This is a genomic window from Sphingopyxis sp. H115, assembly GCF_001468465.1.
GTDB lineage: Bacteria > Pseudomonadota > Alphaproteobacteria > Sphingomonadales > Sphingomonadaceae > Sphingopyxis.
In genome coordinates, this window is the sequence record NZ_LNSA01000006.1 from 40,280 (window position 1) to 57,659 (window position 17,380).

The 17,380-nt window shown below is 65.6% G+C and carries 14 protein-coding genes; 7 read left to right on the plus strand and 7 right to left on the minus strand.

What is annotated here, in order from left to right:
- Window positions 1-60 precede the first annotated feature (60 nt).
- Together ATE71_RS06270 and ATE71_RS06275 are read left to right on the plus strand one after the other, a co-directional pair.
- On the plus strand, window positions 61-2,892 hold the full coding sequence (locus ATE71_RS06270; RefSeq protein WP_152998659.1) for a TonB-dependent receptor: 2,832 nt from the start codon (window positions 61-63) through the stop codon (window positions 2,890-2,892).
- 210 nt (window positions 2,893-3,102) lie between these two features.
- A complete protein-coding gene (locus tag ATE71_RS06275) occupies window positions 3,103-5,832 on the plus strand; it encodes a TonB-dependent receptor (RefSeq protein ID WP_082665109.1) in 2,730 nt (909 codons plus the stop codon).
- Window positions 5,833-5,973: 141 nt separating this feature from the next.
- Here ATE71_RS06275 and holA read toward each other — a convergent pair whose 3' ends face one another.
- The 4 genes from holA to ATE71_RS06295 form a co-directional block, all read right to left on the minus strand.
- A complete protein-coding gene (holA, locus tag ATE71_RS06280; RefSeq protein ID WP_058802584.1) occupies window positions 5,974-7,005 on the minus strand; it encodes a DNA polymerase III subunit delta in 1,032 nt (343 codons plus the stop codon).
- Between the two features lie 5 nt (window positions 7,006-7,010).
- A complete protein-coding gene (gene lptE, locus ATE71_RS06285; RefSeq protein WP_058802585.1) occupies window positions 7,011-7,556 on the minus strand; it encodes an LPS assembly lipoprotein LptE in 546 nt (181 codons plus the stop codon).
- A gap of 118 nt (window positions 7,557-7,674) precedes the next feature.
- Window positions 7,675-10,224 carry a leucine--tRNA ligase gene (gene leuS / locus ATE71_RS06290; protein ID WP_058802586.1) on the minus strand — a complete coding sequence of 850 codons (2,550 nt, stop codon included), beginning with the start codon at window positions 10,222-10,224 and terminating at the stop codon, window positions 7,675-7,677.
- Between the two features lie 53 nt (window positions 10,225-10,277).
- Window positions 10,278-10,748 carry a DUF3576 domain-containing protein gene (locus ATE71_RS06295; protein ID WP_082665110.1) on the minus strand — a complete coding sequence of 157 codons (471 nt, stop codon included), beginning with the start codon at window positions 10,746-10,748 and terminating at the stop codon, window positions 10,278-10,280.
- A 364-nt stretch (window positions 10,749-11,112) separates the two neighbouring features.
- On the opposite strand from ATE71_RS06295, the gene ATE71_RS06300 reads away from it, so the two are divergent.
- Entirely contained in the window at window positions 11,113-11,739 is a 627-nt protein-coding gene (locus ATE71_RS06300; RefSeq protein ID WP_235587927.1) for a hypothetical protein, read from the plus strand.
- On the opposite strand, the gene ATE71_RS06305 is transcribed toward ATE71_RS06300, so the two are convergent.
- Entirely contained in the window at window positions 11,712-12,338 is a 627-nt protein-coding gene (locus ATE71_RS06305; RefSeq protein WP_058802588.1) for a thiamine phosphate synthase, read from the minus strand. The two genes, ATE71_RS06300 and ATE71_RS06305, sit on opposite strands and share 28 nt — an antisense overlap.
- Before the next feature lie 56 nt (window positions 12,339-12,394).
- On the opposite strand from ATE71_RS06305, the gene ATE71_RS06310 reads away from it, so the two are divergent.
- The 4 genes from ATE71_RS06310 (at window position 12,395) to ATE71_RS06325 (ending at window position 15,439) form a co-directional block, all read left to right on the plus strand.
- Window positions 12,395-13,084, plus strand: a complete 690-nt coding sequence (locus ATE71_RS06310; RefSeq protein ID WP_058802589.1) for a YggS family pyridoxal phosphate-dependent enzyme — start codon at window positions 12,395-12,397, stop codon at window positions 13,082-13,084.
- A gap of 120 nt (window positions 13,085-13,204) precedes the next feature.
- Window positions 13,205-14,026, plus strand: coding sequence for a glycine zipper 2TM domain-containing protein (locus ATE71_RS06315; RefSeq protein ID WP_058802590.1), 822 nt, complete (start codon window positions 13,205-13,207; stop codon window positions 14,024-14,026).
- A gap of 190 nt (window positions 14,027-14,216) precedes the next feature.
- A complete protein-coding gene (locus ATE71_RS06320; RefSeq protein ID WP_058802591.1) occupies window positions 14,217-14,741 on the plus strand; it encodes a hypothetical protein in 525 nt (174 codons plus the stop codon).
- A gap of 182 nt (window positions 14,742-14,923) precedes the next feature.
- Window positions 14,924-15,439, plus strand: coding sequence for a hypothetical protein (locus ATE71_RS06325; RefSeq protein WP_058802592.1), 516 nt, complete (start codon window positions 14,924-14,926; stop codon window positions 15,437-15,439).
- A 282-nt stretch (window positions 15,440-15,721) separates the two neighbouring features.
- Here ATE71_RS06325 and ATE71_RS06330 read toward each other — a convergent pair whose 3' ends face one another.
- Both ATE71_RS06330 and ATE71_RS06335 read right to left on the minus strand, forming a co-directional pair.
- On the minus strand, window positions 15,722-16,369 hold the full coding sequence (locus tag ATE71_RS06330; protein WP_058802593.1) for a GntR family transcriptional regulator: 648 nt from the start codon (window positions 16,367-16,369) through the stop codon (window positions 15,722-15,724).
- 7 nt (window positions 16,370-16,376) lie between these two features.
- Window positions 16,377-17,375 (minus strand): 4-hydroxyproline epimerase, encoded by a 999-nt coding sequence (locus ATE71_RS06335; protein WP_058802594.1) that lies wholly within the window; start codon window positions 17,373-17,375, stop codon window positions 16,377-16,379.
- Window positions 17,376-17,380 lie beyond the last annotated feature (5 nt).

A 17,380-nucleotide genomic window follows, 5' to 3' on the forward strand; every position in this document is an offset into this window, starting at 1 on the left:
CAATTGAGTTATGTTGCGCCCCGCAACAAAAATAATGAAATGTTGAGAGGAGTGCCCGACATGAAATCATCTTCCCTTCGTGCTGCCCATTTTCTGCGTAGTAGCGCACTCGGCGTATCGATCGCCATGGCCGCCATCGCGGTGCCCGCCTATGCCCAGGACGCCCCCGCCGACACTGCGGCCGACGACAGCGATGATACCCCGATCATCGTCACCGCGCAGGGCCGTTCGCAGCTCCTGTCCGACGTCCCCGTCGCGATTTCGGCGGTCAGCGCCGAAACCCTCCAGAACAGCGGCGCGAACGACATCCGCCAGCTGAACCAGGTGGCCCCGTCGCTACTCGTCTCTTCGACGGGTTCGGAAGCCAATGGTTCGGCGCGTATCCGCGGCATCGGCACGGTCGGCGACAACCCCGGCCTCGAAAGCTCGGTCCCGGTATTCATCGACGGCGTCTATCGCTCGCGCTCGGGCATCGGCCTCAACGAACTCGGCGAAATCGACCGCATCGAAGTGCAGCGCGGCCCGCAGGGCACGCTCGGCGGCCGCAATTCGTCGGCGGGCCTGATCAGCATCTATTCGAAGAAGCCGGATTTCCAGTTCGGCGCCACGGGTGAGGTCACCTATGGCAATTACGATTATTGGCGCCTGGGCGGCAGCGTCACCGGCCCGATCGGCGACACGCTCGCCGCGCGCCTCGACGGTGTGTGGGTCAAGCGCGACGGCTTCTACAACGATGTCAACAATGACCGCGACGTCAACAATCGCGACCGCTATTTTCTGCGCGGGCAGCTCTTGTTCGAACCGACCGATGCGCTGTCGGTCCGCCTGATCGCCGACTACACCTATCGCGACGAGGAATGCTGCGCGGCGACCTATGTCGGCCCGACGGTCAATCCCTTTATCGGGAACCTCAATACGCCGAGCCCGACGGGCACCCCCACGCCGACCACGAACAACATCATTCGCGTGCTGAACGATCTCGGCCAGCCGCTATCGGCGTTCAACCAGGGCTATAGCCGCGACATTTCGGTGACGCCGGGACGCAGCTTCGCCGGCAAGACCAAGGATTACGGCTTCTCGGGCCAGATCGACTATGATTTCGGCGGCGCGACGCTGACGTCGATCACCGCGTACCGCGAATATCGGTCGAGCCAGGCGGGCGACGTCGATTACGGCGCTGTCGACATCCTCTACCGCGCGCCCGATGCCGACGCCTATCGCCAGTTCCATACCTTCACGCAGGAACTGCGCTTGCAGGGTGAAGCCTTCGACGGCAAGCTCGACTGGCTCGTCGGCGGCTTCTATGCCGACGAAAAACTGCGCGTGCGCGACAATCTGCGCTTCGGTGAGGATTATGGTCGTTTCGCGGCGTGCCGCCTCATTTCGGGTACCCCGCTGTCGGGCCTCTATTCGCCGACCAGCCCGGCCTGCGTCGTGCCGTTTGCGGCACCCGGCGTACCCGGCCTGGCCGCGATTGCGGGGGCGAACGGCGCATCGGGACCCGATATCGTCGCCGCGCTGACCGCGCTCGACGGGCTGAGCGACCTTGGCAGCGTCAACGACGTCTATCGCCAGAACGGCAAGAATTGGGCGCTGTTCACGCACAATATCTTCCACATCACCGACAAGCTCGATTTCACCTTCGGCGTCCGGTACACCAACGACAAGAAGAAGTTCTCGGCAACCTTCACCAACGACAATACGGTCTGCACCACGGTCCAGGGCCTCGTGCTCGACGACCTGACCCAACCCGATATCGCGGGGACCGCCGACAATCTGGCGCGCGCCGTCGCGGGCGGCCTGATCGGCTTGGCCTGCCAGGGCAATTCGACCGCCGAGCTCAACAATGTGTCGATCCGCGACAAGCGCAGCGAGGACGAATGGACCGGCACCGCAATCCTGTCGTACAAGCCGGTCGACGACCTGATGCTCTACGCTAGCTATTCGCGCGGCTACAAGGCGGGCGGCTTCAACCTCGATCGCTCGGCGCTCAAATCGCCGATCCTGCCCTTCGCGGCAGCGGGCGGGGCACAGGCTCTGGTCGGCAATTTGCAGTTCGATCCCGAAAAGGTCGACAGCTATGAAATCGGCGCCAAATATGCGACCGGCCCGTTCAGCCTCGGCCTGACGCTGTTCCGTTCGGACTTCTCGAGCTTCCAGCTCAACACGTTCAACGGCACCGTCTTCCTTGTCCAGAACATCAACGGCTGCGACAGCGACCTGAACGGCGGCGATCGCGACCAGAGCAAGTTCGCCGGTGCGCCGAACTTCAATTCGGCGGCGGCAACCACCGGCGCCTGCCCGGCCGACGACGTCAGCCATGGCGTCCGGTCGGAAGGCTTCGAACTCGAAGCCTCGCTCGTCCCGGCGCGCAGCTTCCGCATGACCGCGGGCCTGACCTATGCGAAGACCAAATATCGCGATCAGCTGGTCGGCAATAATTCGGGCGCGCCGCTCGACCAGGCGCTGCGCCTGCTGCCCGGCAACAACCTGTCGAACGCGCCCGAACTGGTCGCGACCGGCAGCGTCGCCTGGACCCCCGACATCGGCAGCAGCGGGCTGACCGGCCTCGTCTATCTCGATGGCCGTATGACCAGCGACTACAACACCGGGTCGGACCTGTTCCCGCAAAAGGGGCAGGACGGCTATGCGATCTTCAACGCGCGTATCGGCATTCGCGGCCCCGACGAGAAATGGGGCCTCGAATTCTGGGGGCAGAACATCTTCAACAAGCAATATGCCCAAGTCGCGTTCAACTCGCCGTTCCAGGAAGGCGCGACATCGTCGGGCGCCGCCTTTGCCGACCCGCAATATCCGGGCGGCCGCCAGATCTTCTCGCAGTTCCTGGCCGAACCCAGGACCTATGGCGTGACGCTGCGCGGCAAATTCTAAGCCTTCACTTTGGCCGAAATTGGGGGCGGGACAGGCAATGTCCCGCCCCTTTCTTTTTGCCGGCAAAGTCAACCCGTCATTTCTGACAGCTGTGGCACAAAAGCCGCGCCCTTTCGGGAATGACGTTACGGCATGGCCCCGCGCTGGTGACAGATGCCCGCAGCATGATAGCCTCCGCTTCAAATATAATGGGAAGAGGAGGGCCTGTTCATGAACCATCATGCCTATCGTGCCGCCTGCCTGCTGCGCTCGGGTGCCGCCGGCCTGTCGCTTGTCGCCGCGCTTGCTGCGGCACCGGCCATGGCGCAGGATGCCGCCGGCGCCGAAAGCGACGACAGCACCATCATCGTTACCGCGACGCGCCGCAGCGAGGCGCTGTCCGACGTGCCGATCGCCGTGTCGGCGGTTACCGGCGAGACGCTCGAAAAAAGCGGCGCGACCGACGTGCGCGCGCTCGGGCAGGTTGCGCCGTCGCTGCTCGTCTCGGGTGCGACAAGCGAGGTCAATTTCACCGCGCGCATCCGCGGCATCGGCACGGTCGGCGAAAACCCCGGCCTCGAAAGCTCGGTCGGGCTGTTCATCGACGGCGTCTATCGCAGCCGCACGGGCGTCGGCCTGTCCGAACTTGGAGATATCGAACGGGTTGAAGTGCTGCGCGGCCCGCAGGGCACGCTGTTCGGTCGCAATTCGACCGCGGGCCTGATCAACATCGTCACCAAAGGTCCCGACCTGTCGGCGTTCAGCGCCAAGGGATCGCTGTCCTACGGCAATTATGATTATTGGCGCGTCGACGGCATGGTCAACGCCCCGCTAGGCGACAGGGCCGCAGTGCGGATCGACGGCGTGTGGCAGCAACGCGACGGCTTCATCCGGAACGTCACCCCGGGCGAGCGCGATATCAACGACCGCGATCGCTGGCTGGTCAAGGGCCAGCTGCTGCTCGAACCGACCGAAAATATCACGTTGCGGCTGATCGCCGACTATAGCGAGCGCAAGGAAAATTGTTGCGGCGGGGTGTTGTTGGGGCCCGTTCGAAACCTGACCCGCGGCCCCGACGGTTTTCCGGTTACCTCACCCAATACGCTGCTCCCGCTGCTGCAACTACTCGGCGCCAATCACCAGGTCCCGCCGCAGGGAAAGAGCTTCATCCGTCAGCAGGTGACCACCCCCGGGGTCGACTACCGGTCGGATACCAAGGATTGGGGCGTGTCGGGCGAGCTTGGCTGGGATCTCGGCGGCGCGACGCTGACTTCGATCACCGCCTATCGCGACTATCAGAATGCGCAGGGGCAGGACGCCGATTTCAGCGCGCTCGATATCTTGCGCCGCACCGACCTCGATCGCCGATTCCGCCTGTTCACGCAGGAACTGCGGCTGCAGGGCGAAGCCTTTGACGGGCGGCTCGACTGGCTCGTCGGCGGCTATTACGCGAACGAGAAACTCGATGTCGACGACGACATCAAATATGGCGCCGATTACCAGCGCTATGCCAATTGTCTGGCGGCGGCGACGCTTGCACCGGCGCTGCTGAACCCCGCGTCGGCGACCTGTTCGAACCTGCCCGCAGCGAGCTTCCCCGGTTTCCAGGGGATCGCCGCGCTGCTCGGCGCCACGCCACTCAATGGCACCGGCAACAACGGATCGACCTTTGCGCAGCGCAGCAACAACTATGCCGTGTTCACCCACAACAGCTTCGACATCGTCGAGGATGTGCTGACCTTCACCATCGGCGCGCGCTATACGCATGAAAAGAAAACGCTGGCTGGCGACGCCAATTTCACCAACACGCTGTGCCCGGCGATCGTCAATTCGTCCTTGCAGGCGCTCGCCAGCCTCGCGTGCGTGATCAATGGCACCGCGCCCGACATTGTGCGCGGCGCGCCGGGCACGAAATTCAGCGAAGGCCAATGGACGGGCACCGCGGTGCTGAGCTGGAAACCCGACCCGGCGTGGCTGATCTATGGATCGGCGTCGAAGGGCTATAAGGCTGGAGGCTTCAACCTCGACTATTCGGCACTCGACCGGCCGTGCAGCACGACCGCCGGGTCCGACGCGCAGGATGCCGCCTGTGTCGCAGCCCTGGCCCGGCCCGCGAACACACCGGGCAATGGACGCCCCGAGGCGAGCGACCTGCAGTTCGCGAGCGAAAAGGTCGATGCCTATGAATTCGGTGTCAAATGGGACGGCCCCGGGGTCGACATCAACCTCGCCGCCTTCTGGCAGGAATATAGCAATTACCAGCTCAACACCTTCAACGGCATCAATTTCGAGGTGACGAATATCCAGGCGTGCAAGGACGATCTGGGGACCGGGCCGATCGACAATAGCGCCGCGACCGGCGCCTGTCCGTCCGACAGGCTGAAGCCCGGCGTTGTCGCCAAGGGGTTCGAGATCGAGACCTTCATCCGTCCCGCGCGTTACCTGTCGGTCAATATGGGGCTGACATATGTCGATACGCTCTATCGCCGCAACCTGGTCGGCACCGGCGGGCGGCCGCTGTCGCCGGTGCTGTTCCAGCTTCCCGGCCGCGGCGTGTCGAATGCCGCCAAATATGTCGCGACGGCAGGGGTCAGCTGGACCCCGCCGATCGGATCGTCGGGGATGAGCGCACTCGTCTATCTCGACACGCGCCTGCAGAGCGACACCAACACCGGATCGAACCTCGATGTCGAAAAGATCCAGGACGGTTTTGCCGTCTTCAACGGCCGCATCGGCCTTTACGGCCGCGATCGCCGCTGGGGGATCGAGCTGTGGGGACAGAATCTTTTCAACAAGCGCTATTACCAGATCGGCGCCGACATGCCGCTGCAGGGAGCGAACAGCTTCCGGTCGGTTGCGGCCCCGGCGGCGCTGGGCTTCCCCGCGACCGCGAACAAATTGTTCGTCGGCTTCCCCGGCGAACCACGCACCTATGGCGTGACGCTGCGCGGCCAGTTCTGATCGACCTCTCCCCCTCCTCCTTGCGGGAGGGGAACCGGGGCCTGCCGCGACCGGGCACTGTCGCGGCAGGCCTTTCGGGTTGGGGCTGATGCGACGGGATGGCGGTTTCGGTTACCAGCCATTCGTGGGTCGAAACCGACCTTATCGCGCCCGTGCAGCCTGGTGCGCTATGTCGGTCATCAGCTTGCGGAACAGCACGGCGCCCGCAGTGCCCGATGCCTTGAGCGCGCGTTCGCAATCGAGAAGCCGGCTCATCAATCGCGCGATGCGCAGCGAATCCCAGATGTGCAGCTGCGCGGTCACCGCATCGCGCTCTTTCCAGAAAATGCCGCTCGTCCGCGCCGACACGACCGTCGCGGGGTGTGCGCCGGCGTCGACTTCGGCGCGCAGGCGCGCGAGCGCGGTCGCGCGGATCGCCAGCGCGCGGATGATGCGGATTTCGGCGACGCCGACCGCCGCGGCGGTGGACAACATCGCGGGAAGCTCGCGCACCTTGCCGCCCAACGCGACATTGATGCATTCGCTGACATCCTCTTCGTGCGTCGCGGCGCCCAGCGCGGCAATATCGGCCGCCGTCACCTGGCGCTGGCGGTCGGGTGCGGCATCCAGATAAAGCGCAATCTTCTCGATCTCGCGGCGCATCAGCGCCTGGTCGCCCGAAACAAGATCGACGAGCAGTTGCGCCTCGGCATGGGCGATACGCAGCCCCTGATCCTGACCCGCCGCCATCGCGATGCCGACCAGCGCGCGCCGGTCGGGCTGGTAGCAGATTGCGGCAACGGCATGGTCCGACGCTTCGACCATCTTGACCAGTTTCGACTTGGCGGTGACCGACGTGCCGGTCGCGATTACAGGGTTGATCGCGGTTTCGGCGGCGAGCAGCGCTTCGACCGCGGCAAGGCTGTCGTCGCCGCTGCCCGCGAGTTCGAGCCGGATGACGCGCGCGGACGAGAAAAGCGACATCGAGGCGGCTTCGGCCGCGAGCAGCGACGGATCCTGCGACAGTTGCGCCCCCGTTAGACCGACGCGTTCGGCGTCCCGCCCCGCCAGCGCGATCAGATGGCTCGCGACGGCTTCCATCGTCGCCTCGTCGGGGCCGGTGAGCAACGCGAAGCGGACCGCGGGATCAAGCCGCGACTGGCGTTCGAAGTCGGCGGGTTTGACCGTTTTCATACCCGCTAGGGGTTCGAGGCGGGCGCCGGGATCGCCTGTTCCTTGCCGCCACCACGGTTCGCAAAGACGGCAAGCCGCGTCACGATCTGGTCGGCGACCGCCGAGGCGAGACGTTCGAGCGCCGAGGATTCAGCGGCAATCGTGGCATATTCGCTGCCGACCACGTCGATACCGGCGTCCGAGAAGGCCGTCGCATCGAGCACGACTTGGCCCGATGCTGAATCGACGAGCTGGTAGCGCGCGCGCAAAGTCCGCCGCTCGCGTGTCACCGCATCGTCGGCGCGGACGCCGAAGCCGGTAATCGAATCCTCGAGCCGGACATCGAGCCGCAGCCGCTTGCCCGCACCATGCCCGCCCTGCGCCGCCTCGAGCCGGTCGCGCAGCGCGTTGCGCACAAGCCAGCCCGAATGCCCTTCGATCGGCGCGACGTCGACGTCGGCAAGCACCGTCGCGACCGGCCCCTTGCTGCCATTGGCGTACAAGGGGCGCAGCCCGCAACCGCCGAGCATCAGCGAAGCGGCGACGAGCGAGGAGACGAGGAGGCTGCGCATCTTAAACAATATTGACCCTTATCGCGTCCGTGTCGAGCGAAGTCGAGACATCCCGACGGTACGAACGAACGATGGGCATCTCGACTTCGCTCGACGCGAACGGAAATGGGGATGCCATTTACGGAACGATATTCACCAAACGGTCGGGTACCACAATCACCTTCTTGGGCGTCGCGCCCGCGAGCAGCTCGACGATGCGTGGGCGCGCGAGCGCGGCGGCTTCGGTCGAAGCCTTATCGAGACCCTTGGCGATCGTCATCGTGTCGCGCAGCTTGCCCGCCATCTGGATCGCGATTGTCACCTCGTCATCGACGAGCAGTGCCGGATCGGCGGCAGGCCATGCGGCGTCGGCGACCATCGGCGTCGTGCGCTGGCTTTCGGGCAGCGCAGCCCACGCCTCTTCGGCGAGGTGCGGCAACATCGGCGCGACGAGCAGGATCAAAGTGCGGCATGCCTCGGCGCGCGTCGCCGATGGCTTCGCCTTTTCGATCTCGTTGGCGAGCGCGTGGATCTTGGCGACCGCCTTGTTGAAGCCGAGCGCCTCGATATCGGCGGCGACGCCGGCGATCGCCTGATGGAGCTTGCGCGCGAGGGCCTTGTCCTCGCTGCCGTCACCGATATTTTCGGTATCGCCGAACAGGCGCCACAGCCGCTGGACGAAGCGCCACGCGCCCTCGATGCCCGCCTCGCTCCATGGCAGGTCGCGCTCGGGGGGGCTGTCGGACAGCATGAACCATCGCGCGGCGTCGGCGCCATATTGATCGAGGATGGCGTCGGGATCGACGACATTCTTCTTCGACTTCGACATCTTGATCACGCGGCCGATTTCGACCGGCGCGCCGTCGGCAGCGAGGGTCGCGCCATCGGCGCTGCGCTCTATCTCGTCGGGCGTGAAAAAGACCGGCGGCTGGCCTTCTCCCTGCGCGCGGCTGTAGGTTTCGTGCGTCACCATGCCCTGCGTGAACAGGCTGGCGAAGGGCTCTTCGATGTCGATCATCCCGAGCTTGTTGAGCGCGCGCGTCCAGAAGCGCGCGTAGAGCAGGTGGAGGATCGCATGTTCGATGCCGCCGATATATTGATCGACGGGCAGCCAGCGGCGGATGACTTCGGCGTCGAACGGCTTGTCCGCCGGCGCCGAGGCGAAGCGCAGGAAATACCAAGACGAATCGACGAAAGTATCGAGCGTGTCGGTCTCGCGTACCGCGTCGCCGCCGCACGACGGGCAGGCGACATGCTTCCACGTCGGATGGCGGTCCAAGGGATTGCCGGGGACCGAGAAATCGGCGTCCTCGGGCAGCACGACGGGAAGCTGGCTCTTCGGCACCGGTACCATTCCGCACGCCGCGCAATGGATGAACGGGATCGGGGTGCCCCAATAGCGCTGCCGCGAGACGCCCCAGTCGCGCAGGCGCCACACGGTCGTGCCCTTGCCCCAGCCCTCATGCTCTGCGCGCGCGATCACCGCGGCCTTCGCTTCGTCGATGGTCATGCCGTCGAGGAAATGGCTGTTCACCAGCTTGCCGGGCCCTGTGTAGGCCTCGGTGCCGGTGAAGTGTTGCGCGATTTCGTCGCCGTCGGCGATCACACGGTGGACGGGCAGCTCATATTTATGCGCGAAGTCGAGGTCGCGCTGGTCGTGCGCCGGGCAGCCGAAGATCGCGCCGGTGCCATAATCCATTAGCACATAATTCACGACCCAGACGGGCAAGTGCCAGTTGGGATCGAGCGGATGTTCGACCGACAGGCCGGTGTCGAAGCCCAGCTTCTCGGCCGTGTCGATCTGCTCGGCGGCGGTGCCCTGGCGGCGGCATTCCTCGATGAAAGCGGCAAGGCGCGGCGCGTCCTTTGCCAATTTCTCGGCGAGCGGGTGATCGGGCGAGATCGCCGCGAAGCTCGCGCCGTAAAGCGTGTCGGGACGGGTCGTAAAGACGTCGAACCCCGGCGCGCCGCCAGCCATCTTGAAGCTGAACTCGAGCCCCTGCGACTTGCCGATCCAGTTTTCCTGCATCAACCGCACCTTGTCGGGCCATTTGTCGAGGCTGTCCAAACCGTCGAGCAGTTCGTCGGCGAAGTCGGTGATCTTCAGGAACCACTGCGACAGTTTCTTCTTCTCGACCAGCGCGCCCGAACGCCAGCCGCGGCCGTCGATCACCTGCTCGTTCGCGAGCACGGTCATGTCGACGGGGTCCCAGTTGACGTAGCTTTCCTTGCGCGTGACGAGGCCATGCGCGAACAGGTCGAGGAACAGCGCCTGTTCCTGCCCGTAATAATCGGGCTCGCACGTCGCGAGCTCGCGGCTCCAGTCGATCGCGAGGCCCAGGCGCTTCAATTGCGCGCGCATCGCGGCGATATTGTCGCGCGTCCAGCCGCCGGGGTGGACACCCTTTTCCATCGCGGCATTTTCGGCGGGCATGCCGAAGGCGTCCCAGCCCATTGGGTGCAGCACGTCGTGCCCCGTCATCCGCTTGAACCGCGCCAGCACGTCGCCCATCGCATAATTGCGGACATGGCCCATGTGGATGCGCCCCGACGGATAGGGGAACATTTCGAGGATATAGGCCTTGGGACGATCCTCGTTATCGGTCGTGGCAAAGCTGTTCGCCGCCTCCCACGCCTTTTGCCAGCGGGCGTCGGCGGCGAGGGCGCCAAAGCGCGGTTCGCGGGTCATTCGTCGGTTACCCCGTTAGTCTGTCTGGGCAGGCGCGCGTCCGCGCCGCCGGATTAGTCCCTGATGGCGCTGCGACGCAAGTCGCGGGCGCGGGTGAGGATGATCTCCTCGAGCTTCTGCACGGTCGCCGCCTGCACCGGCGAATCAACCCAGGCCCCACCCTGCGACACCTGGCGCGACGCCGCGACACGCAATGCATCGGCGCGGAGATCCCGGTCGAGGATCGAAACGGTGACCTTCATCCGCTCGCCCGGGTTGCCGGGGTTCGCATACCAGTCGGTGATGACCACGCCGCCCGACGAATCGGCCTGGAGCAGCGGCATGAACGAAAGGGCATCGAGCGAAGCGCGCCACAAATAGCTGTTCACGCCGATCGTCGTTACCTGGCTTGCAGCGAGGTCGGCGCGCGGCCGCTCCTTGCCTCCGCACGCCGAGAGGCCGAGCGCCGCGACCCCGAGCAACGCGAGCGTGGCCGGCCTGCCGAACGAAGCGCCGAGCCTGGCAGGGGCGGAAAGCTGGAACATGCCGATAACACCTTATCACTTGGCGACGCCCGGACGGAAACCAGGTCGCGCTTGACGGAATTGCCAGCGTCTCTATCGCCCTTGTCGCCGCCCCGCAAGCACGGCAATTTTCGCGCCGCGGCGGTTCAGATTCTGGTCAGAATCGATCCGGACTGTGTTGATCGCGCAACAATTTCGGTGAAAAGCAGAACCCCTGCGACGAATTGACGGGATTCGCTGGAAATATTGTGGCAGGGGGCCTATCTCCTGAGTCGATTGGGGTTGGAGTCGCAGAGCAATGGCGCGGAAATCGCGACATTTTTGGAAAGCAGGTCTCACCGCTTTGGCGGTGACTTCGCTTGCGCTGCCGCCAGCGCTCGCGGCAATGTCGCGTTCCGACCGTATCCGCGACACCTCGCTTTCCGAAACCTTGCTCGGCCAGTTCACGCCCGCATCGGGCGATCCGCGCCTGATCGCGCGCTATGCCAAGATATCGGCCGAGCAACGCGGCAATTTCAGCTTCACGCCGGCGCTGACCGACGAAAGCCGCAAGAACCGTGCGATCACCGTCGTGATTCGCGCCCGCGAAGACGCCTCGGCTAGCGCGCGAACGGCAGGGCTGCCAACTGGCCGCACCGCGCCGATCGCAATCACGCCGGTCGCCTATGATCTGGGCGCGTCGGTCGGCTTCGAAAAATTCGTCACGCCGTCGCTGCCGCGCGGCACCGACCTTCGCAACCTGCCGGTCGCAAGGGCGCCCGAACAAGCAGAGAAAAAGTCGCGTTTCGCGACCCGCATGCTCAACCGGCCGAGCGACCCGAGCGGCGCGACCGATCGCGTCACCGCGCCGGGCAGCGACCAGGCCGTCGATGTCGTCAGCAGCTATCGCCTGACCAAGAATATCGATGTGACGGCAGGCGTCCGCTACAAGAGCGACGACCGCGTCGAGCCGCTGACCGATTCGCGGCGCGACAGCCAGGCGGTCTATGTCGGGACGGCTTTCCGCTTCTGACGCGTTCGGCGCTTCGCCGCTCGGTCTTCCCAGATATCGATCCCCGCCCATCCGGTCCGGCAACCACGCGCATGGCTCAACACCCGCGCGCGCTTCGGCGTCATGCCGCCCAGCGCTACCGCCGCCGTGCCCGACAGTCGCGCGAGACGCAGCCACGTGGCATGCCCTAGCGCGGGTGCGCCGGGATGCGAGCGCGTGCGATGCAGCGGCGAGACGAACACGACGTCCGCCCCCGCCCGGCGCGCGCGGCGCGCCTCGCGTGCGCCGTGGGCGGGCATGGTAACAAACAGGCCAAGCCCGCGCGCCTGCTTCGCGCGCGCGGCATGATGATGCCGAAGATGGACGCCGTGGGCGCCCGCCCGCCGCGCGTCGGCGGGCGGGCCGGCGAGAAGAACGACCAATCGCCGCGCCTTTGCGATGCGCATCAGCCGACGCAACAACCGCCAGCGGACGCCGCGCGCGAGGCCATCGTGGCGCAGGACGATACCGCTCCCCGGCGGGAGTAGCGCCGCAAGCTCGGGCAAACCCGTCTTCGCCCGTTCGTCGCTGAACAGCCATTGCCGCGGTAAATCGACGGACGAGGGGTGGCGCGCGCGCATCGCGCTTTCTATAGGCGCGTCGCAAGCGCACGCAACGCACAGGATGGAACGAGACAATGAGCGAAGCAGCAGACCGGCTGGCGGATGTGCGGGCGAATATTGCCGACGCGGCGATGCGCGCGCAGCGCAAGGCGGACGATATCTGCCTGATCGCGGTATCGAAAACGCACGATGCTGACGCCATTCGCCCGTTGATCGCCGCGGGGCAGCGGCATTTCGGCGAGAATCGGGTGCAGGAGGCCGCCGCCAAATGGCCCGAGCTGCGCGCCGAAACGCCCGGCATCATGCTGCACCTGATCGGCCAGCTGCAGTCGAACAAGGCCGAAGAAGCGGTAACGCTGTTCGACGCTATCCACTCGGTCGACCGCTCGTCGCTCGTCCAGGCGCTCGCCAAAGCGTGCGCCAAGGCCGGCAAGCAACCGCAGCTGTTCGTACAGGTTAATATCGGCAACGAAGAGCAGAAGGGCGGTTGCGCCGTAGCCGACCTGCCAGCGCTGCTGGCCGAAGCGAAGGCGGCAGGGCTCGCGATCGAGGGGCTGATGGCGATCCCGCCCGCGGCACAGGAACCCGCACCTTATTTTGCGCTGCTTGACGAATTGGCTGAGCGGCATGACGTGCCACTGCGCTCGATGGGCATGAGCAGCGATTACGAGACCGCGGCGACACTGGGCGCGACGCATGTGCGTGTCGGCACGGCGCTGTTCGGAACGCGGGAACCGGCGATCGCCACCGGCGGCGACCGATAGAATATCCTTCTGCGCCAAATCGGGACAGATTTGTCAGGGTTAACGGATTCGCCCAACCGCGCCGATTTTGCTAACAAGCTGTTAACCAACCGGTTCAGGCCGGGGAACAGGGAGTTTAGCATGCGTACCATCATGTTGCTGGGTGTGGCCGCAGGGTCGTTGTTGCTGGCGGGGCACGCCCGCGCCGAAGCGCCCGCGCTCGACTATGGCGTGCCGGCCGATCCCGACGTTCGCGTCTACACCGGCTATCCCGACCGCGTGCCGAGCGAAGTCGATTATCGCACGGTCCGCGGAACCTACGACGCCGAGGGCCGCTGGACCGGCACCTGGGACGGCACATATGAAGCGCCCGATGGCCGCCGCTACGACGGCCGATACGAAGGCACGGTCGAAGGCCATGGCGCAGCGTATCCGCCGCCGCCCTACGATCCCTATTACGGGGCGTACGACCCCCGCTATCACGAAGACATGGAACGCCGCTGTGGCCGGGGGGACACGGTGGGCGGCGCGGTTGTCGGCGGGCTCGTAGGGGGCATCGCCGGCAACCGCATCGCCGGGCGTGGCAACCGGACCGAAGGCACGTTGATCGGCGCGGGGGTCGGCGCGATCGCCGGCGGCGCGATCGGCGACGCGTCCGACAAGAAGAGGTGCGAAGAATGGCTGGCCAGTCGCGAGCAATATCGCGGCGGCTATTATCAAGGCGGTCATTATCCCGGCGGCTATTCGACGACCTATCACCACGGCGGCTATGGTTATGGCTACGGCTATTACACGCCGGGCGTCGTTGTCACGACGATCATCACGAACGGCGCGCCGGTCGTGACCGAAACCGTCGAGACCTCGACCCGCACCTATTATGAGACCGTGCCGGTGCGCAAACGCCATGTCGCGAAGAAAAAGTGGAAACCGAAACCAAAGCCCAAGCCGCGCTGCGTGTGCTGATACCCGTATAGGTCTGGTCACCTGTATCCGGTCGAAGGCCCGTCGTCCGAAAGGACGGCGGGCCTTGCCCGTTCCGGGACCCGCCTTGCCGCGCATCCGCAACGGTTCAGCGGCGCGAAAGCATGACCGGCTTAGACTGGGCATATCGGGGCCGGACCGTCCGGGCCCCGCCGAAGGGGAGTTGTCCTCGATGCGTAAGCTGACCAGCGCCACCACCGCCGCAGCGATCGTCCTGACGTCGGTCGGGTTCGCAGCCACCCCCGCCGAAGCGCGCGGGCGCCACGGCGGATGGGGTTATCGCCATCACGACCGCATCAGCGCCGGCGACGTGCTGGGCGGCCTGCTCATCATCGGCACCATCGCCGCGATCGCCAGCGCCGCCAGCAAGGACCGGCGCGAGCGGGCGCCCGATTATCGCTACGACCCGCCATACCGTGGTGACGAGCGGCAGGATGTGCCACGATACGAACCCGACGACGACGGCGCGACCGGCCGCTATGGCCGCGGCGAGGCGGAAGCGCGTGCGGCCGACGCATGCAGCTGGGCGGTCGAGGGCGAAATGGGCGAGGATGCCCGCGTCGACAGCATTGCCGGCACCGAAGCCTCCGCCGGCGGCTGGTACGTCACCGGCACCGCCTCGCGCCTCGGCGGCGAGGTGCGGAGCTTTGGCTGCAGCTATCGGAACGGGCGCGTCGTCGACGTCAGTTTCGGCTGACCCGGCCGGATCGAAGGCAAGGCCCCCCGCCCAGCGGCGGGGGGCTTTTCCTTTATGAACGCCAGCAAAACCAAGGCTGAACCCCAGATAAGCGCGGGGTTCAGCACGGCGTCACCCCCGGTCCGCTAAATCATCCTCAACAGGTCGCGACACGCCGCCTGCGCTTTTGAGGAGACCGAACCATGGCTATAAAGACCAAGCTGACCAAGGCCGCAATTGGTGCGGCCACCACCGCCGCGATGCTGATGAGCGCCGCCCCCGCCGCCGCGCGCGACCGGTACGACCGCGACGGGATCAGCGCGGGCGAAATCATCGCTGGCGCCGTCGTGATCGGTGGCCTCGCCGCGATCCTGTCGAGCGGCGATAACGACCGTTACGACGACCGCTATCGCGGACGCTATAACGATGCGCGTTACGGCTATGGCTATAACTATAACCGCTATGGCAATAGCCGCAGCGCGGTCAGCCAGTGCGTCAACGCCGTCGAACGCGGCAGCCGTCGCTACGGCCGCACCGACGTGACCGAAGTCACGGGCATCGACCGCAAGCGCGACGGATATAGGGTCAAGGGCCGCGTCGTCGTTCGCGACGGTTATGGCGGCCGCTGGGGTCGCGGCGGCTATTACGACAACGGCAAGTTCAACTGCGAGATCCGCTACGGCCGTGTCCAGCGGGTGAAATTCTCGGGTCTGCGTTAATCCGCGCGAGCGCCTCGTCGAGCACCGAATAGGTATGGGCATAGGTGCTGCCCCGACGTCGGGATCGGAGTCGCGCGTTCGGCACCAACGCCGTTCAGCGTATAGACGCCGATGCCGACGGTCGCGCCGAAGCCCAGCGCCACGAGATGCGGCGAGCTGAGCGCGTGGCGCGCAGCCTATGCCCCGCCTCCTGCTGCGAAACCGCGATGGGCCTTATCGGCCCGAAAATACCTGCTGCCCCTGCTCCTCCCTTGTGTCGGAGCCGACGGTAGCCGGCTCCCGTCAATCGTCGACAAGCTGTTGCCTGAGGTCGTCCAGCGTCTTGCGGATATGCGCGTCGACCAGCGTCGTGATCCGGCTCGCGTCGCGCGCGAGCCAGGCTTCGAGCAGCTGGCGATGTTCCTTGTTCGCGCGTTCGTCACGCCCCAGGGGTTCGAGGTGAACGCGCACATAGCGTTCGGACAATACCTGCAGCCGTTCGAGAATGCTGACCGTGATCGGCTGGCCGCACGGGCGGAACAGCGCGCGGTGGAAGGCGCGGTTGAACGCCCCGACCCCGTCGCCATGTTCGTCGGTGACATGGTCGAGCGTCTTGAGCGTTTCGATCGCATGCCCATGGTCGGCCTCGGTCGCGCGGAGCGCGGCGAGCGCCGTTGCCTCAGGCTCCAGCTTGATACGCAGCTCATAAACCTCCCTCGCCTCTTCGGCGCTCAAAGGCCGGACGAAGAAGCCCCGGTTCGCCTGCGAACGGACCAGCCCCTCTTCTTCGAGGCGCGCCAGCGCTTCGCGCAGCGGGATCTTGCTGACTCCGAGTTCGGCGGCGAGCGCGTCTTGGCGGATGGCATGGTCGCTGGTAACGGCACCCGAAAGGATGCGGTCGCGGACGAGGTCCACCAGCTGGTCAGAGAGGTTTCGGATGACGAGGCTCATTCATGCCTCATAGCACCGAAAATCCATTCCAGAAGCTGTCTGCTTGATCGACCCAGATCGTGTTGAATCCGGTCGCGATGGCCGATCCTTCGATCGACGGAATGATGGCGGGGGTGATGCCGAGCGCCGCGGCTTCGTCGACACGCCCGATGAAGCGGCTGCCGATATAGCTTTCGTGGACAAAACGGTCGCCGACCTTGAGCTGCCCGTTGGCCACGAGCTGCGCCATCCGGGCCGAGGTGCCGGTGCCGCACGGGCTGCGATCGATCGCGCGCTCGCCGTAAAAGACCGCGTTGCGGCCGTCGGCGCCCTCACTCTTGGGCCGGTCGGTCCACATCACATGGCTGACCCCCCGGATACGCTCGTCGAGCGGATGCACCGGCTCGCACGCCGCCTGCATCAACGCGCGGACGGTACGGCTCAAATCGACGATCCGCGACGCGCCGAGCGCGTCGAGCCCGATATAGGGGCCCTGCGGTTCGACGATCGCATAATAATTGCCGCCATAGGCGACATCGACCTTGAGCCGGCCAAAACCGGGGACATCGATTTCCACACCTTCGGCAGCAAGGTAGGAGGGCACGTTGCGGAGGCGCACCCACGCGACCCGCTCGTCCTCGGTTCCATATTCGATGTCGATGATGCCGGCGGGAACCTCGACGCGCAACTTGCCCGGGGTCCGCGGGGCGATCAGCCCGTTCTCGAGCCCGAAGGTCACGAGGCCGATCGTCCCATGCCCGCACATCGGCAGGCAGCCGCTGGTTTCGATGAATAATATGCCGATGTCGCTGTCCGCCTGCGTCGGCGGATAAAGGAAGCCGCCCGACATCATGTCGTGCCCGCGCGGTTCGAAACAGAGGCTCGTGCGGATCCAGTCGAACCGCTCGAGGAAATCCTGGCGCCGCTCACCCATCGACCCGCCGCGAAGGAGCGGCGCACCGCCGGCGACCAGCCGGACCGGATTGCCGGCCGTATGGCCGTCGATGCAGAAAAAGGTGTGGCGCATGGAAA

What these genes read in the sequence shown, in the direction of transcription:
- ATE71_RS06275 (WP_082665109.1), top strand. Translation starts at nt 3,103, where the DNA reads ATGAACCATCATGCCTATCGTGCCGCCTGCCTGCTGCGCTCGGGTGCC.
- ATE71_RS06295 (WP_082665110.1), bottom strand. Translation starts at nt 10,748, where the DNA reads ATGTTCCAGCTTTCCGCCCCTGCCAGGCTCGGCGCTTCGTTCGGCAGG.
- ATE71_RS06325 (WP_058802592.1), top strand. Translation starts at nt 14,924, where the DNA reads ATGGCTATAAAGACCAAGCTGACCAAGGCCGCAATTGGTGCGGCCACC.
- ATE71_RS06310 (WP_058802589.1), top strand. Translation starts at nt 12,395, where the DNA reads ATGAGCGAAGCAGCAGACCGGCTGGCGGATGTGCGGGCGAATATTGCC.
- leuS (WP_058802586.1), bottom strand. Translation starts at nt 10,224, where the DNA reads ATGACCCGCGAACCGCGCTTTGGCGCCCTCGCCGCCGACGCCCGCTGG.
- ATE71_RS06320 (WP_058802591.1), top strand. Translation starts at nt 14,217, where the DNA reads ATGCGTAAGCTGACCAGCGCCACCACCGCCGCAGCGATCGTCCTGACG.
- ATE71_RS06315 (WP_058802590.1), top strand. Translation starts at nt 13,205, where the DNA reads ATGCGTACCATCATGTTGCTGGGTGTGGCCGCAGGGTCGTTGTTGCTG.
- ATE71_RS06330 (WP_058802593.1), bottom strand. Translation starts at nt 16,369, where the DNA reads ATGAGCCTCGTCATCCGAAACCTCTCTGACCAGCTGGTGGACCTCGTC.
- lptE (WP_058802585.1), bottom strand. Translation starts at nt 7,556, where the DNA reads ATGCGCAGCCTCCTCGTCTCCTCGCTCGTCGCCGCTTCGCTGATGCTC.
- ATE71_RS06305 (WP_058802588.1), bottom strand. Translation starts at nt 12,338, where the DNA reads ATGCGCGCGCGCCACCCCTCGTCCGTCGATTTACCGCGGCAATGGCTG.
- ATE71_RS06335 (WP_058802594.1), bottom strand. Translation starts at nt 17,375, where the DNA reads ATGCGCCACACCTTTTTCTGCATCGACGGCCATACGGCCGGCAATCCG.
- holA (WP_058802584.1), bottom strand. Translation starts at nt 7,005, where the DNA reads ATGAAAACGGTCAAACCCGCCGACTTCGAACGCCAGTCGCGGCTTGAT.
- ATE71_RS06300 (WP_235587927.1), top strand. Translation starts at nt 11,113, where the DNA reads ATGTCGCGTTCCGACCGTATCCGCGACACCTCGCTTTCCGAAACCTTG.
- ATE71_RS06270 (WP_152998659.1), top strand. Translation starts at nt 61, where the DNA reads ATGAAATCATCTTCCCTTCGTGCTGCCCATTTTCTGCGTAGTAGCGCA.